The following is a 17,086-nucleotide window of genomic DNA, read 5'->3' as shown; positions in this document are numbered from 1 at the left end:
TTATAATTAGTTTCTTTATCGGAAGGATACTCATTATAAAATCCGATAGATCAGTAGGGGAAGTTCAGGCAATTTCTAGCTTGAGCCTGCTGTTGTTCTTTTTGAGCTTGTTCAGCTTGAGCTTGCTGCTGTTCTTCTTGAGTTTGTTCAGCCGGTGCTTGAGCTTGCTGAGCTTCTGGAGCAGCTTGGGCTACTGAAGGGCTTGATTGCTGAGATTGACCGTTTGGAGACTGAATTTTTAATTGTTCGCCAGGATAAATTAAATCTGACTTCAGTCCGTTCCATTCTTTAATTTGATCTACCGTCACGCCGTATTGCTGACTGATGGACCATAATGTGTTTCCTTGCTGAACTTTGTGCGTCATTTCTTTTATAGTAGCTACGTTTAATTCTTGATTTGGATAAATAATATTAGATGTTAAGTTGTTTGCATCTTTTAGCTCGTCTACGCTCACGCTGTGCTTTTGAGCGACTTTCCATAACGTATCACCTTTTTCTACGTGATACGTTCCGCTTGTAGAAGCAGAAGCTGCACCTACAAATCCTGCTGAAAGGATTGCTGTTGTTCCTAGAGTAAATATAAATTTTTTCATTAAGAATACCTCCTTATTTACTCAATGATTGAATGATATCATCCTCACATTTCACAGCCGTTACAGAGCCGTGCTACTTTTATTACAAAACTTAACAAAACAGAACATTCAATCGTAATATTTCTGATAATTTGGCTATATGATGAAACGTTTCTACTTTTTACTGCTTTTTATTGTTGTTTTTACTAAAATAGTTAAATTTCTCTACCATTGCTGGCTATGCCTCTTCTTTTTTAGTGATCATTTAACGGGTATATTAAGTTTTTTTCATAACAAAAAAAAACGAACCGCTAATCAAAAATTTTGATCAGCGGTTCGTTTTTCAATTCGGCTAAACTACTTTTGTCCCAGCTTTTTTATTTCTTGTTAAATCCTTGCTTTTCAACAAATTCTTTCATATACATACGCTTAGGATTGGAAAGCATTTCAGCCATTTGACCAGTCCATGTGTCTTGGCGTTTGCCATTTGTTCTTTCGTTGTAATAAGCAGAAATTTCTTCGTTATACGCTGTTAATTCTTTTTTCGTCTGCTCATCATTCGGCTCATATGTTTCTTCATGATACACATGTTTAAATGGTAAGCGCGGCTTTTTATCCGTAATACCCGCTGGATGTCCAACCGTTAGACCAAATAACGGGATTACATGATGAGGCAGTTTTAACAATTTGCTTACTTCTTCTAATTCGTTACGCAAACCGCCAATGTAACAAGCTCCAAGTCCCATTGATTCAGCAGCAAGCGTTGCATTTTGCGCAGCAAGGGCAACGTCAATAATAGCTACCATAAACTGCTCTGTGCTTTCGAGCGCTGTCGATAAATCTTTTTTCTCCATTTCCGCAATGACATCATGACGATGAAAGTCAGCGCAAAATACAAAGAAGTGTCCATTTGTTTCTACGTAAGGCTGATTTCCTGCTAATTGAGCAAGCTTTCGCTTCGTTTCTTTATCTTTTACTCCAATAATGGAATACGCTTGAATATAGCTTGATGTGGAAGCTGCCTGTGCGCTTTCTACAATCGTCTGAATTTGCTCTTCCGACAATGGTTTGTCTTCATATTTGCGAATAGAACGATGATTTAAAATCGTTTCAATAACTGAGTTCATATTATAATCTCCTTTTACTTCATCTAACCTTCTACAGATGCTATCTCTACAGTTAGTTTATCGAATGTAAAAAGAAATAACCAATGTTCTGCTTAAAATTGATTTTGACTTGTCTCATATCGATACAGCTTAAAGTGATCTGCAAGCACGCGATCTACTTTTACTTCTAAGCTGTCTACATATTCGTCCATCCGTTTTATCAACCGGTTTCGTTTCACATCATTTTCTAAAATGTTCTTAAGCTGCTGTTCAAAGGCTTCAGCATCATTAAGCGGTATCAGCAGCTCTTTTTCTTTTAGATATTCAATGTTAATTTGTTCTTGACCGGGAAGAGATGAGTGAATAAAAATAGGTAGTCTCTTGTGAAGGGCTTCGCTAATTGTCACTCCCCCCGCTTTTGTGACAATGGCATCTGCTCCCTCATATAAATCATTCATTTTCTCTCTCGATTTTACATACGAGACCGCTTTAATTCTCGGGTGGTTCAATTTTATTAGTTCTTGATACAACTTTTTGTTTTTTCCGCACAGCACATAATACATATACGTACAGTTTTGCGGAAGCTGCTGAAGCATTTTGCGTACATTTCCAAGGCCAGAATTCCCTCCGGCAATCAGTATATGTTTCTGTGGCATGAGATGGTCAATCCGTCTTTTTAAAAACGCTTTATGAACGGGAATGCCCGTTACATAAATAGAAGACTCTTTTACACCGTGAACGTTTTGTAAAAACGCTTTTGTATCCTGATCAGGCACGCAGTGAAGTTCAATTCCATTTTTACCCCATACGTCGCTTACTAAGAAGTCTGTGTATACGTTTATAATAGGAAGATCAATGATTCCTTTTTCTTTTAACCCGCTTAATACACAGGAAGGAAAGCTGTGTGTACAAACAATGACGTCCGGCTGCTCTGCATCAATTAATTTTTTCATATGGTATTCGATAATCGGCCACTTTTTCACAACAAAATCATCCATCGTATGGTCGTTTTTTTTGTATACATGACCGTAATAAAATTTTTCAAACTGCTTTGGAAAAACAGAAATCCATTTCATGTATATCGATGAAATCATTTGTTCAAGCGGTTTGCTCCAATAGCTTAAACAATCAATTTTTTGACAAATAACGTGCGAAAAACGCTCCATGATGGCATCCATAACGGCGTCTGCTACTTGGTGATGACCAGATGGCATCTGAAAAAGCGGTAAGAATAAAACCTTCCTCATTGACCATCCCTCCTCTCAAGACGTTTTCGGTTTCTTTTTCTTTTTATAAGTAAATAAATGACAAAAAAAGCTACAGCGCCCATGATAATATACGAAATATGAATTCGATCTCCCACGTAGTAACCTAGAATTAGAAAAGAAAGGACCCATACTAGACTTCCTACTACCGATAACAATAAATAAAGCAAAAACGGATAGCGACTTATTCCCGCCATATATGGGCTAATTTGACGCAAGCCTGGAATATATAAACCAAATAAAATGGTCCATATCCCATATTTATGGTAGCTGCCGCTTGCCGCTTCAATTTTCTCTTTGGTTAACCCTACGTATTTTCCGTATTTATCAAAAAATGGGGTTCCCGCATACCTTCCTAGCCCGTAAGCAGTAAGCATTCCAGTTATAACACCTAAAAAAGCAAAAAGAGATGATTCGTATAAGTTCAGCTGATGTTTGGCAATAAACATGCCTAATAATATTAAAAATGATTCTTCAGGCGCTGGAATTCCAACAATCCCACAAAAAAGTACAAGTAAAATAACAATATAACCATAGGAATGTATATACTGAGAAATAATTGTTAAGTCCACTGCTCGCTCCTCTATTTACGATTGATTCATCAATTGCTGCATGGTTATACTTTCATACCCTTGCTGTTTTAAGTAAGGTAAAAATTCTTCTAACGCCGCAATCGTCATTTCAGGTGCTTTTTCATCTGCTCCCGGGGTATCTCCATTATCGTGTAACACAAAAATGGCTCCATCTTCTACTTTACGCATTAGTTTTTGAACTAATGCCGTTTTCGTTGTTTTTAGTGTCCAATCCTGAAAGATTCCTGTCCAGATCACAAGGTGATATGGCTTGGCCATTGATAAACTGCTCATATTTAAATGTCCCCACGGCGGACGATAAAAAAGCGGCTTTTGATTTGTTACTTTCTTTATAACCTGTGCACATTGATGAATTTGTCTTTTTAATTGCCAAGGTGTTTGCGTCCATGCACTCACATGACGATGATGATGTATAGCTACTTCATGTCCTTCATCGATCATTCTGTTTAAAATAGACGGGTGGTTCTCCCCTAGTTCTCCCACAATAAAAAAAGTAGCTTTCATTTCATGCAGTTTGAACAAGTCCAAAATTTTTGGTGTATAAACAGGATGAGGCCCGTCGTCAAATGTTATAGCTATTTTATGCTTTTTTTCCCCTTTTATTATGACTGATGAATGATAGCGACGATAAAGGGTTTGCGAAATAATGGTATATACACATATAACCATTAGAACGAAAAGTAAAACAATAAAAAAACGAGTCATATGCTTTTAACCATCCTTTTGAATTTAAATCCTGCATTTATTATAACGGTTTACTCAGACTTTGGTTTCATTTTTTTGTGATAGAAACCAGGAATTTTAAAATAACTTGATACTTTACCTAAAAATAGCTGTTCTGCAAAGATATACCGGAAATAAAATGATATCATAAAATTTCCCTTCATTCAGTAAAAAAAGTACTTTTTACCATTTATAACTATCTTTTGTACGATAACTTTCATTATTTTTTAAAAATAAAAAAACTTCCCGCACGAGTGCGGAAAGTTTTTAAATTAAAATTTTGACCGATACCATTTTTCAGCTGCTTCAATTTCTGTTCGTGTTAACTGATGTCCAAATGATTCCCAATGCACCTGTACGTCTGCTCCGGCTTTTTCTAAAAGCGCAGAAAGTTCTTCTGTTTCTGATGCTGGGCAAATAGGGTCGTTTGTGCCTGCGCCGATAAAGATAGAGGCGTCCGTCTTAGGCACTTCAACTCCTCTTCTTGGAACCATCGGATGAAGAAGAGCCGCCCCTTTTAAAGAATTCTCATAATGAAATAGCAAACTTCCTGCAATATTGGCACCATTTGAGTAGCCTACAGCTACGATGTTGTGTCGGTCGAATGAATATGTTTCAGCCGCTTCGTCTAAAAATTGATGAAGTTCTGTTGTACGTTCAATTAAATCTTCTATATCAAATATTCCTTCTTGTAAACGTCTAAAGAAACGGGGCATTCCGTTTTCTAGTACATTTCCTCTTACAGATAATACCGAGCAAGAGGAATCAATCATATCTGCAACAGGAAGCAGATCTTGTTCTGTACCTCCTGTACCATGCAACAGCAACAAAGTCGGTTTCGTCTCGTCCGTTCCTTTTTTAAAAATATGTTTCACGTATATCCACTCCTTTTAAATATCTCGAATTAAAGATAAATTTATTATAAGAACTTTCGAAGCATTTGTAAAGGAACTACTGTCAAAGAAATACCTGTATGTTTTGCTGGCAGTATCACATAATACTGAATAACTTCATATAGCCATTGCTCATATGCAGCTAGGTATTTAATTCGTTTGACTTACAACGGGGAAAGAAATATTCCACTTTTAGCTAAGTGCTCCCGTCAAAAGGTGGATAATGATTAAAACTAGCCCGTCCTCCTTCGTATAAAAAGTGCCCTAGTCTGATAAATTAGTTAATTTTTGCTTTATTTCGTTACTTTCAACAGATATCAGCATTTATACCCGAACGTACTAAATCTTATTTCTTATACGTGTTATAACAACTTTTTTCTATGAGAAACAGAACGTAAAATACCAGCTTGTTTTTTCATAAAGGGGAACAAAGCCCCGAATGGTGCTTTATACGACTTTATTTGACAAACACAAATTTATGGGTAAACTAAGTTCAGATGATTGTATTTCACTTCGTTTCAGTTTAATAAAAAAACGAAACATCTGCGAGTAAGCAAAAAATAACTGCGTAAAGAGCTATTTATGTCAATCATCTTATACCCTAAAAACTTACCTGCACTTGAATAATAGCCTTTATTAAACTTAGCGCGTCAGCTTGTGAACGTTAATACTTTATCATCCATCTCTCTGTTAAAAGATTGAATGGATCAACAAACTTTAGCATTCTTTACATAACGACCTTGTAAAGACGAAGAATGTAGCTATGTGTAAACATGGAATTATTACTTAGTGGAGTGAACCAACATGAGGAAATTTATTTTAGCCTTTTTAGTCGTTGTTTTAATTGTAATGCTAGGAGTTACCTATGTATTAAAGCAATTTCAGCAAACGGCTGATTTATCTTACTCGAAACTGCAGTCGGTTCAAAGTACGGTAGTCTATGACAAAAATGACCGTAAGATTGACGAATTGTATAAAACCGTTCCCCGTCAAAATGTTTCGAGCAATGAAATTCCCGATTATGTAAAAATGGCGTTTGTTGCAACGGAAGACCGTCGCTTTTACAAGCATTTTGGGATTGATTTACAAGGTATTGGCCGCGCCCTTTTTAAGAACATTGTAACAATGAGTAAAGCTGAAGGCGCAAGTACCATTACACAGCAGTTAGCAAGAAATCTTTACTTATCTAGTGATAAGACCATTAAACGTAAAGTAGATGAAATGTTTCTATCACTAGGCTTAGAAAGACAATTTACAAAAGATCAAATTTTGGAATTATATTTAAATCAAATTTATTTCGGAAGCGGTGTATATGGTATTGGTGCAGCTTCTCAGCTTTATTTTAATAAGCCTGTATCAGATTTAACCGTAGGCGAAGCTGCGCTTTTAGCAGGACTGCCAAAAGCGCCGAGTACGTATTCACCAAGCAATAGTACAGAAAAAGCGACAGCCCGACGAAACGTTGTATTGAAACTGATGCATGACCAAAACGTTATTAATGATACTCAGTATCAGCAAGCGTTAAACGAACGTGTAGTCAAGCCTAGTATTCCGGTTAAAAAACCGAACTCAAATCAAGCATTTATTGATTATGTAATTAACGAAGCTGCTCAACAGTATGGCGTATCTGCTGATGACCTTTACAAGGGTGGTTATGCCATTTATACAGATTTAGATCCTAATTTACAGGAATCGATTAATAACTCTGTAGCAAATCATATGTTCCGAGATGATGACATCAACAGCAAAGTAGAGGTTGGGATTTCAGCTGTTAACCCTAAAACAGGTGGAATTTCAGCGATGTATGGAGGACGCAGCTATGAGCGAAACGGCTTAAACCGTGCTACAAGCGGCTATCAGCTTGGTTCAGCTATTAAGCCTTTAGCCGTATACGGTCCAGCCTTAGAAACTGGAGATTATACACCAACTTCACTCTTAAGTGACGAACGACAAGACTTTGGCGGTGGATATAGCCCTAAAAACGCAGAAGGTGAATATCAAAAGCATGTGACAATGCGTGAAGCACTTACTCGTTCGCTTAACGTTCCAGCTGTTTGGCTTTTAAAACAAATTGGTATTGATACAAGCGCAAAATTCATGGAAAAAGCTGGACTTCCTCTTGAAGATGACGATAAGTCAAAATTAGGGCTTGCTCTGGGAGGAACGACCACAACGTTCTCTCCCCTTCAGTTAGCACAAGGATATACAACTTTTGCTAACAAAGGCGTCATGACTAAGCCGTACGCAATTCGAAAAATTGAGATGCGCGACGGTGAAGTGAAAAAGCCAGACATTCAGACAGAGCGAGTAATGAGTGAAGAAAATGCGGATACAATGACATCCATGCTACAGGATGTGATTGAAAAAAGCTATGGAACAGGTGTTAATGCTCGTTCTTCACGAGATGCTGCAGGTAAAACCGGTACAACCAACGATGTCAAAGATGCTTGGTTTGTCGGGTATACCGATGATGCAGTCGTTTCTATCCACGCTGGCTTTGATAATGCTAATTCTACGCAAACAACGAAATACTTATCAGGCGGCGGCGGACAAGACCCTGCTACACTGTTTAGCTCAATTATGAATAACTGGTAACCAAAAAACCTCCAACTTCACTGTTGGAGGTTTTTTTAAGATAAATGCGTTTTATGCTTAAGTGAAAAAAAGGAAACGTTAATGACTTTGCAAATCGTTACATAATGCAGAACGGTCAAGACAACCACGCCACAGTTCATCCCGATAATAATTCCCTGCATGCCAATATTTGTTTGTGATCCTAAGAAAAACATCAGGGAAAAAGATACAATATGAGACCAAATCGTATGATAAAAAGCATCTTTTACATAGCCAAGTCCAATTAAATAAGCTTGAAGCGGGACGGCAAAGAAGTGAAAAAGAAAATACGGCCATAAAGCCTTTAAATAGTACACGGCCTCTGTAGAATGAAAAAACAAGTTAGTAAGCGGCTCAGCAAAGAAATACATCGCCACTATAGACGGAATCCCATATAAAAATGTCATTTGCATACTTTGAGTCAAAAGTCTTTGAAGCTGTTCTTCCTGATTTTTCGCATGAGCTTCAGATACAGCAGGTATTAGTGCCACTAAAAGAGAATGAGCAAAGAAAGCTGGAAAAAATCCGATCGACATCGCTACCCCTGTTAGCATACCAAAATGCTGCGTTGCCCCGGTTAAAGTCATGCCCGATAAAACGAGCGCGTGTTTGATTAAAAACGGCTGAATAGCATTACATACCGCGTTAAATAAACGCAGTCCCGTGGTCGGAAGTGAGACGCCTAACAGCTTTTTCCGAATCTCACTTGGAGAAAGCAGAGGTCTGTGCCCTCTTGATAAAACACTTAACTGAGTAACATACGTGATAAAAAAATAAAGCAAAATAACAGCTTCGGTTCCAATTAGCGTACAAATCGCAATAAACAGCGACATTTTAACATCTGTGAAAGCAAGCATTTGAAAAACAACAAATAAAATCGTTAGCTGAAAGGCTTTGCGGATAAAATTAGACACAGCGATAGTCGTCATATTATTTTTACCCGTAAAATATCCACGAAGCACCGCTGAAAATGAAACAACCGGAATGAAACATAGTACGACCCATTTCAAGTAAGGATGATAGTGACTAAAAAATGGAAAGGCTGCTAATACGGCCAGTGTAATAAAAAAGATTCCCAAGCTCACAGCAGTCGCAAAAATGGTGGCATGCTTCATCATATGCTGATGTTCTTTGCGATGATGTTCAGCCAAAAATTTAGAAATAGAAATAGGCAGTTCTAAGTTAGCTACGGTGGCAATAAGAAAAATGATAGGAAGAACAGTCATGTACATGCCCATGCCTTCCCTTCCTAATTCTCTAGCAAGTACCATATTTACAAGAAATTCAATTAACTCTCCTGCAAAGGCAGCACCTGCTAGAATAAACGTTCCTTTCAAAAAAGTGTTCATCTCGTTATCTCCTCTATTTCCCGTCCTTTTTCATCACTACCTCTTCTCTCTATGTATATGACAAGCTTTATACGAATTATTTGTCTAATTGTATTTTTTGGTGTACAAGTTCTTGTATAATGTTCAACCTATGTAAAAAAAAACCGTTATATACCTTTTTTACATAGGAAATTCATTCATTTCTTATCTTTTGGCTCTTGAAACTTGCATAGAGAACACAGGAGACCCAATGAGCCTGCTGATTGCTAACGGGAATAGAGCATGTTGTTTTAATATAACAAATTCACATATTAGTTAAGCGTCTTTATTCACCATTTTCTGTGGATGCACTTCTTTTTTTGACACCGAAGCGTTTTTGCCTAGTACAACCGAAAAGACAACAATTATTGCTATAGCAAGAGTAAAAAGTGTAATTGTTTCACCTAGAAATAGAGCTGCAAACAGAATCATTAAAAATGGCTGTAAATATTGAACCTGGCTAACTCTGGCTATTCCACCCATAGCCATCCCGCTGTACCAAGCAACGTATGCTAAAAATTGACTCACTACTGAGAGATAAATCAAACTAACCCACGCTTGTAAAGGCGCATGGAGCATTTCAGCTGTAATGCTTAGTCCCACTGGAATCATAAAAAATGGTGCACCGATGATAATGGCCCAAGCAATTACTTGCCAGCTGCCTAATTCTCTTGCTAACCCCCCTCCTTCTGCGTAGCTCAGTCCAAGTATCAGCACCGCTGCTAGTAAAGCTGCATCAGCAAACTGCAGTTGACCGAATCCGAGGTGAAGAGCATACACGATAACAGCTGCCGAACCGATTATACTTGAGACCCAGAATTTTAAAGAAGGACGTTCACCCCCTCTAAACATCGCAAAACCGGCTGTGGCTAATGGTAAAAGAGCGAGTTCAACCGCTCCGTGAGAAACAGGCAAGAATTTCATTGCCCAAGAAGTGAGCAGAGGAAACCCTAAAACTGCGCCTAAAGCGACGATCAGCAGACTTTTAAATTGGCGAAGAGAAGGAAATTTTTCTTTTCGTACAATCAATATCACAGCTACTAAAACAGCAGCTACAGCTGTTCTTCCTAAACCGGCGACTGTCGTTCCGAAATACTCCACTGCAATGCTTGTAGAAGGAAGGGTTAAGCTAAAACAGATAACGCCTACTAACCCCAACAATAAGCCCATTTTCTCTCTCGTTTCTTTTTGCATCTTACCCTACCCCTGTCTTTTTATTTTTCAGAACTGTACCATTTTTCTAAAAAAAGTTCTGATATAATTAAAAGGATAGCGCAGGACAACTACTAAAATAAATCATTCTTTTATCTATCTGTACGGGTACAAATTAAAGGAGTAGGACCTATGAGTTTGAAATATCTGAAAATCATGGAAGAAATTAAGCTTGGCCTAGCAACTGGATCGCTTATTGCAGGTGGTAAACTCCCTTCTGTTCGCCGACTATCCCAACATTTTTCGTGCAGCAAGAATACCGTTATCAAAGCGTACAGTGAACTAGAAAAAGAGCATTTAATTTATTCTGTTCCTAAAAGCGGCTACTACGTTGTGGCAGAATTTCAACATAGGACGAATGAAAATGAAGTGATTGATTTCTTGTCTGCTGGTCCAGATAAAAACGTTATGCCTTATCTTGAATTTCAGCATTGTATAAACCAAGCGATTGAACACTACAAAGAAGAGCTTTTTACATACTCTGATCAACAAGGCTCTTACTCATTACGGGTACAGTTAGTGAAACACTTGCAGAACCTACAGGTGTTCACTCAAGCTGAAAGGTTAGTTGTTGTATCCGGGTCTCAGCAAGCTCTTCACTTATTAGTTTCTATGCCATTTCCAAATGGAAAAAATAATATCCTGATTGAACAGCCCACTTATTTCGGTTTTATCGAGTCTCTTACGCTGCACCAAGCTACTGCTTTTGGGATCGAGCTATCGATGAAAGGGATTGATCTTGATCGTTTGGAGTACATTTTTCGAAATAATGATATAAAATTTTTCTATATTATTCCAAGATTTCACAATCCTCTTGGGCATTGTTATACAAATTTTGAGAAGGAAAAAATCGTGGAGCTAGCCGAAAAATACGATGTATATATAGTGGAAGATGACTTTTTGGGCGACCTTGATCCCGATGCAAAATCAGATCCTTTATTTTCTTTTAATCCTTCTGGACGAGTTATTTACATTAAAAGCTTTTCGAAAATCTTTCTTCCTGGGTTACGTATTGCTGCTGTCGTGCTTCCTTCGTTAATGAATAGCAACTTTTTACGATATAAGTTCAGTTCAGATTTTAATAGTTCAGCGCTTTCCCAAGGTGCTCTTGAAATTTATTTAAAAAGCGGCATGTTTACTAGTCATCTTAAAAAGATAAAAGAGGTATACCATACCAAAATGCAAACTCTTGTAGAAGCATGTGATTCACTGCTACCCGCTCATACACACTTTTCTAAACCAACTTCAGGATTCTATTTATCCATTAGTTTGCCTGAGCATGTGACAGCAAAACAGATCGTTCACATGCTAAACGAGCAGCACATATATGTTGATGATGCTTCTAGATTTTTTTTACCAGAATACAAACGAGACACTCTTCTCCGATTAAGCATCTCACAAGTAAATACGAATACGATCAAACGAGGAATTGAACAGCTGGCTCAGTGCATTACTTTAATTGATGATAGAAAAAATCATCCTATTCCAAATAACCTTTTCCCCTTGTAGAATGGGAATTCAATGGACATACTAAACGAAAAGAAGCCAAGGAATTAGAATCCTTGACTTCTTTTATTTAACCGTAACGGTTATAAGAGGCATGTTATGCGTCCCTTTTGCAGAAACATGTGATTGCACGGTATATGTGCCAGGCTCAGAGAAAGATGTTTGTATTTCATATACACCTTCTCCTATTTGTTTAGGCTTTAACATCTTCCCTTTCCCTTCGCCATCTTTTTTCTCTATTTCAAATTCAATCATTTCAACATCATCATTTTTCACTTTTTCGTCTCCATATGTAACTTCGGCTTTGTAGATACCGCTTTCATTTTTCTGTAACGCCCCTGGGCCTTGAAGATTTACGTCCAACGGTTTTGGCTGCTCAGCATTTGTGCTTTGAGCAGGTTCCTGACCACAGGCCGTTAAAAGTAAACAAAGACTGATTATAGATATACTTATTCTTTTTTTCATGTATTCATCTCCTTTTTAAACCCTTTGTTTAACTATAACGCGTATTGCAAAGAAAAAAATGAATTTTTCTAAAAAAGAAGGATTTTTAAAGGTTTTTTAAGGAAAAAAGTTCATACTGACATTAACTAGTTTTTTCCGAGGAGGAAGAAAATGAATTCAGCTAAATCTCCAGCTAAAAAATCATGGCTACAGACATTGATTAAAAATAAAAGTGAGCGTGAAAAAGTGATCTTTATCTTTACTATCTCTTTTTTACTAGTTGTAGCAGGGCTTATTTACATCCCTATTTATAAACATTCCCTTCCGCTCGATTCTAAAATATATGAAGGGAATTTTAAAGAGCTTGGTTCAATCGCACGAATTGGTTTCTTTGCAGCTTTAGCCATTTATCCTATTTTTTTATTATTAAAATGGAAACCGTTATCGCACATAAAAAAAGGAAATTTTGAGTTAAAACCGCTTATCCAATTTTTAGCCAAGTACGTTCGTCAGTGGCACGTTCCCATTGCTCTTATATCAACAGCCTTGATTATTTTACATGGTTATATGGCTTTAATAAAAGGATTTCAAGCAAATTTTACGTACTTTTCAGGAATTATTACGATGGCTGTTCTAGCTTGTTTACTCGTGATGGGCGTGAAGCGCTATAAGCGTACAGATAAAAAGTGGCATCTTAAATTTGCTATCTCTTTTTTGGTTTTGTTTATGATTCACGCTACCTTTTCATAACTTGCCATTGTTTAAAGTTTTTTTATATAGGGTACAGTTCACAATGAATACATGATATGTATCACTATACGTTTTACATTATTTAGGAGGTATAAACATGGCAAGAGTGTTAGCTGTATTATCAAGCGGATACGAAGAGAAAGATTATCACACAGGTTGGTGGGCAGAAGAATTATTTGCTCCGCTGCAAAAGCTTGAGGACGCAGGGCACACCGTTGATTTAGCCTCACCTTTTGGAGGTAAGCCGGAAGTAGACGTTCGAAGTATTTCAGAAGACTTTGATCCAGACGGAACGTATAAGCAATTATATGAATCAGGAAGAGCGGATCAGACAATGAAACTTGAAGAAGTAGATGCTGAGAACTATGACGTTATTTTAGTAGTAGGCGGCCACGGCGCTATGTTTGACTTAGCAAAAAATGTGGACTTGCATGCACTTATGAACAAAGTGTACGACAACGGGGGTATTTTAGCAGCTGAGTGTCACGGACCTTCTGTTTTTGCTTTCTTGAAAGGATCCGATGATGAACTGTTAATTAAAGGACTAGACGTAACCGGTTATCCTGATGAAATCGAACCGGAAGAAGTACTTCCCTTTTTACCATACAGTTTAGAACAAGAACTTCGTGAAGTGGCTAACTACATCCCTGAGATGGATAAAAAAGCATATGCCGTTTGGGCAAATGATCAAATTGTCACAAGCCGAGATCCTTTTTCTTCTGAGTTAATGGGTGATGAATTAGTCAAAAAGCTAAATAAATAAACTAAAAAAAGACTGCTTGAAAGCAGTCTTTTTTTGTTTGTTCTATAGGGATGTTTGAAACTGCTGCTCTACCAAACGCCGGTAAAAAGAATGAGAGGCTAACAGCTCTTTATGCGTTCCGCTTCCTGTAACCTGCCCTTCTTCTATTACAACAATTTGGTCCGCATTAATGACCGTAGATAGACGATGGGCAATGACGAGTGATGTGCGTTCTTTCATTACCGTTTCCAATGACTCTTGCACAAGCTTTTCTGATTCGGAGTCCAAGCTAGCTGTCGCTTCGTCCAGTAGTAAAAACTGAGGATTGCGTAACAGCGCTCGGGCAATTGCAATACGCTGTCGCTGTCCTCCTGAGAGATTAATACCTCTTTCTCCAATCATTGTTTCATATTGAGCTTCAAAGGACTGAATGAAATGATGAGCATTCGCTAACTTCGCTGCTTCTTCTATTTCTTCATCCGTCACATGCCGCTCTAATCCGTAAATGAGATTTTCTCGAATTGTTCCTGCTAAAATCGGAGAATCCTGCTGAACATAGCTAAACAGGTGACGCCACGAACGTAAGTTGACGTTTTGACTGTCTGTTCCATCCAAGAATATGCGCCCCGATGAAGGCTCATAAAAGCGTTCGATAAGCGAAAAAACAGTAGATTTTCCAGCTCCGCTAGGTCCAACAAAAGCGGTAACTTCTCCTTTCTTAGCAGAAAATGAAACTTCCTGCAATACTGGTTTATCTTCATATTGAAAAGCAACTTTATCGAACCTTAAACTCCCTACCTGTTCAAGCACTTCTCCATTTTCATAGTTCTCTTCTTTCTCAGCTAATATATCAAAGATTCTTTCTGAAGCTCCTTTGGTTTGCTGAAAGCTCGTAACAAATCGGGTAAGTGAACCAACCGGAACCATAATTTGAAAAAGGTAAAGAACAAAAGCCACCAGCTCTCCTGCAGTGATAAATCCCTCACTCACCCGGTATGCACCAAACCCGACGATGGCAATCATAACAGCGGTCATCACCGTGCTAATAATCGGGGTAATGATGGCTTCAATTTTAGCTCTCTTTACACCGAAGAGGTAGAGTGACTGAAACGATTGTAAGCCGGAATCAACTTCTTTTTTCTCTGAACCGGATACTTTAATCAAGCGGATTTCACTCAGCATTTGAGCTAAAAAAGCCGTAAGCTTGGACATTTTATCCTGTTGCTCACGTGAAATTTTATGTATTTTTCGCGCTAGCGGCATAACCAGTACAAACATAACGGGAATAACCGCTAATAAAATGAGCGTCATGGGTACATCAAGCGTAAATAAAATAACAATGGCAACGATAATAGATAAAATATTTTTAACAAAGTCAATCATTTCTGTTGACAATAAATTCATCACAATGGTTGTATCATTTGTAATGCGGCTTACCATTTCACCGGAACGATTTTGGTCGTAAAATGAAACCGGAAGCTTTATGAGCTTGTTCCACACTTTATGTCTGAGTTCTTTTACAACACCTTGTCCTACTTGAGCAAGGAGATAAAGAGATACTGCGCTTGTTACCATTTGAGCAGCAAATAAAACAAGGAGTCCTGCTATAAGCTGCGGTGAGACTCCTATTGCAATTTTCTCCATCACTTCTTTAATGACAAGAGGAATAGAAAGCGACGCTCCGGTATTAATTAAGGCCAGTATAAACGAAATGAGTAGCTTTCCTGTCGGAGGGGTCGTTAGCAACCATAATTTTTTAAATGAAAAATGAATTCCTTTTTGCGTATTCATCTTAGTTCCTTTCTAATTCTTTTAATAGGTGGTATACACACTTTAGGTAGACACCACACACTTTACCTTCAAAGTTCTATCTTATTTTACACCATTTCCTTTCTCAACCTGAACTTCTAAGCTTTTACCTATTTTTCAAACTCGTCTATACGAAAATGACAAGCTGGTCATATACTATGGTACACTGAACTCTTTTACTAGATGAGAGGTTGAATAAGAATGTCTGTTTATATTAAATCTGTTTCTATTGGAACAATTTCTGGCGGGATCATTATTTTTGGAAACGTAGGAAATATATCGCCTCCAAGCGGCTCTACGTCCGGCTCTGGTTCTAGCTCTGGTTCTAATTCCCATATGCCGATGCCTCCTTCTCTGGGAAAAGGCCCGAGAGATAACACAGCTTTTAATGGCTAATAAAAAAACAGTGAGATATTTCTCACTGTTTTTAGACTTGAATACTTGTCATCATCGCAATATAAAAAGCAAAAACAAACAAACCCGCACTTAATACGCTAAGCCATACTGTCTTTTTGTAAAAACAAACAAGTAAATACACAAAAAACAGCAGTGCGACAAATAAGAATAGGATTCCTACAATCGTTACGTGAAACGTTAGAGGGAGCGTCACTTGTTTCCCATAGATAAACGGAAGAATCGATGAATCCATTGCCATATGACTTATATTAGTTGGCGGCGATTGCGTCACCATGATAGCTGTAAATAAAAAAATGATAAGCAAAATAATGCTTTCTGCTCGAATCCACATCACGGGCTTATATTCTGGATGTTTTATCGTTTTTTTCATAAGAAAGCCATTGATGACGGCAAATGCAAGCAGCGGAATAATCGTAATATGCTTTAGTAAAAGAGACTGCCCGTAATCTGTAGCCCATGAATTTACGTAGTTGGACAGCCCCATGATAATGACCATCGAAATGAACCCACTTAATGAAAGAAGCACAAAACAAGCGATTGCAAAAGGAGTAAACCAGCTTAAGAAACTTTTCCAATTGGAGGTTTCTTTTGAAAAAGCGGCAACAATCAGAACCACCCCTCCCCACAGTCCAACTGCTAAAATATGAAGAGAATGAGAAAGCATGCCGCTAAGCGCAGAAGCGGATGCTGCGTGACTTGCATAGGCGATTCCTCCCACCAAGGCTACAGTCAGTAATGTATACATATGAGGGTGGCTCTCTATTGAAACAGCAACCATACATAAAATAGCAATCAGCACAACAAAGATCCAGGCGTGTCCGGTTCTTGTTTCCAATAATACAAGACGAACTGTTTCACCTAACCCTCTTATTTTTGAAAAAGATAAAATAATCTCAAGCGAATTTCCAACCGAAAAAATAGCGACAGCCGCTGCACTTGCAAGTAGCCATCGCTTTGATAATAAAATTGTTGGCTTTTTTGTAAGAGGTACATATTGCAGTACAGCAAATCCTAATAATAAGGAAAGACCTACGTATGTGAACCACTCAAAAACAGGCAACAAAATACTCATCT

16 protein-coding genes are annotated in these 17,086 nt (G+C 37.9%); 5 read left to right on the top strand and 11 right to left on the bottom strand.

The annotated features are described in order from the left end of the window. Positions 1-50: 50 nt before the first annotated feature. The 6 genes from AC4NPH_RS20845 to AC4NPH_RS20820 form a co-directional block, all read right to left on the bottom strand. Positions 51-593, bottom strand: a complete 543-nt coding sequence (locus AC4NPH_RS20845) for a LysM peptidoglycan-binding domain-containing protein (RefSeq protein WP_491938907.1) — start codon at positions 591-593, stop codon at positions 51-53. Positions 594-949: 356 nt separating this feature from the next. Next, positions 950-1,699, bottom strand: a complete 750-nt coding sequence (gene nfsA / locus AC4NPH_RS20840; RefSeq protein WP_013057663.1) for an oxygen-insensitive NADPH nitroreductase — start codon at positions 1,697-1,699, stop codon at positions 950-952. 92 nt (positions 1,700-1,791) lie between these two features. After that, on the bottom strand, positions 1,792-2,925 hold the full coding sequence (locus tag AC4NPH_RS20835; protein WP_013057664.1) for an MGDG synthase family glycosyltransferase: 1,134 nt from the start codon (positions 2,923-2,925) through the stop codon (positions 1,792-1,794). Then, positions 2,922-3,515: a DedA family protein gene (locus AC4NPH_RS20830; protein ID WP_013057665.1), complete on the bottom strand. Its 594-nt coding sequence runs from the start codon at positions 3,513-3,515 to the stop codon at positions 2,922-2,924. The genes AC4NPH_RS20835 and AC4NPH_RS20830 overlap by 4 nt, the downstream gene beginning before the upstream one ends. Before the next feature lie 15 nt (positions 3,516-3,530). After that, positions 3,531-4,241 carry a polysaccharide deacetylase family protein gene (locus AC4NPH_RS20825; protein ID WP_063671959.1) on the bottom strand — a complete coding sequence of 237 codons (711 nt, stop codon included), beginning with the start codon at positions 4,239-4,241 and terminating at the stop codon, positions 3,531-3,533. Positions 4,242-4,531: 290 nt separating this feature from the next. Beyond that, on the bottom strand, positions 4,532-5,134 hold the full coding sequence (locus AC4NPH_RS20820) for an alpha/beta hydrolase (RefSeq protein ID WP_029322598.1): 603 nt from the start codon (positions 5,132-5,134) through the stop codon (positions 4,532-4,534). Between the two features lie 822 nt (positions 5,135-5,956). On the opposite strand from AC4NPH_RS20820, the gene AC4NPH_RS20815 reads away from it, so the two are divergent. Further along, complete coding sequence (locus AC4NPH_RS20815) at positions 5,957-7,747, top strand: transglycosylase domain-containing protein (RefSeq protein WP_097812186.1); 1,791 nt, start codon at positions 5,957-5,959, stop codon at positions 7,745-7,747. 35 nt (positions 7,748-7,782) lie between these two features. On the opposite strand, the gene AC4NPH_RS20810 is transcribed toward AC4NPH_RS20815, so the two are convergent. Continuing rightward, positions 7,783-9,114 (bottom strand): polysaccharide biosynthesis protein, encoded by a 1,332-nt coding sequence (locus AC4NPH_RS20810; protein WP_063671969.1) that lies wholly within the window; start codon positions 9,112-9,114, stop codon positions 7,783-7,785. A 294-nt stretch (positions 9,115-9,408) separates the two neighbouring features. Further along, positions 9,409-10,326 carry a DMT family transporter gene (locus tag AC4NPH_RS20805; RefSeq protein ID WP_098314639.1) on the bottom strand — a complete coding sequence of 306 codons (918 nt, stop codon included), beginning with the start codon at positions 10,324-10,326 and terminating at the stop codon, positions 9,409-9,411. Positions 10,327-10,476: 150 nt separating this feature from the next. Between AC4NPH_RS20805 and AC4NPH_RS20800 the strand changes: the two genes are divergently transcribed. Next, complete coding sequence (locus AC4NPH_RS20800) at positions 10,477-11,853, top strand: aminotransferase-like domain-containing protein (protein ID WP_064471828.1); 1,377 nt, start codon at positions 10,477-10,479, stop codon at positions 11,851-11,853. 63 nt (positions 11,854-11,916) lie between these two features. Here AC4NPH_RS20800 and AC4NPH_RS20795 read toward each other — a convergent pair whose 3' ends face one another. Further along, on the bottom strand, positions 11,917-12,315 hold the full coding sequence (locus AC4NPH_RS20795; protein WP_057273467.1) for a FixH family protein: 399 nt from the start codon (positions 12,313-12,315) through the stop codon (positions 11,917-11,919). A 150-nt stretch (positions 12,316-12,465) separates the two neighbouring features. On the opposite strand from AC4NPH_RS20795, the gene AC4NPH_RS20790 reads away from it, so the two are divergent. Both AC4NPH_RS20790 and AC4NPH_RS20785 read left to right on the top strand, forming a co-directional pair. Beyond that, entirely contained in the window at positions 12,466-13,044 is a 579-nt protein-coding gene (locus AC4NPH_RS20790; protein WP_063671971.1) for a hypothetical protein, read from the top strand. A gap of 97 nt (positions 13,045-13,141) precedes the next feature. Beyond that, positions 13,142-13,807, top strand: coding sequence for a type 1 glutamine amidotransferase domain-containing protein (locus tag AC4NPH_RS20785; protein WP_013057675.1), 666 nt, complete (start codon positions 13,142-13,144; stop codon positions 13,805-13,807). A 42-nt stretch (positions 13,808-13,849) separates the two neighbouring features. Here AC4NPH_RS20785 and AC4NPH_RS20780 read toward each other — a convergent pair whose 3' ends face one another. Beyond that, positions 13,850-15,577, bottom strand: a complete 1,728-nt coding sequence (locus AC4NPH_RS20780) for an ABC transporter ATP-binding protein (RefSeq protein ID WP_013057676.1) — start codon at positions 15,575-15,577, stop codon at positions 13,850-13,852. A gap of 219 nt (positions 15,578-15,796) precedes the next feature. Here AC4NPH_RS20780 and AC4NPH_RS20775 point away from each other — a divergent pair, with 219 nt between their 5' ends. Beyond that, positions 15,797-15,991, top strand: a complete 195-nt coding sequence (locus tag AC4NPH_RS20775) for a hypothetical protein (RefSeq protein WP_013057677.1) — start codon at positions 15,797-15,799, stop codon at positions 15,989-15,991. Between the two features lie 31 nt (positions 15,992-16,022). Here the strand turns inward: AC4NPH_RS20775 and AC4NPH_RS20770 are convergent, their stop codons facing one another. Then, the gene (locus AC4NPH_RS20770) at positions 16,023-17,084 is read right to left on the bottom strand and encodes a copper resistance D family protein (protein WP_231101747.1); all 1,062 of its coding nucleotides are present in this window, start codon (positions 17,082-17,084) and stop codon (positions 16,023-16,025) included. Positions 17,085-17,086: the final 2 nt, after the last annotated feature.

It is taken from the genome of Priestia sp. MDV22-iso46, assembly GCF_058629175.1.
Note: the sequence above shows the minus strand (reverse complement) of the source record. Positions and strands in the feature narration are given on the sequence as shown.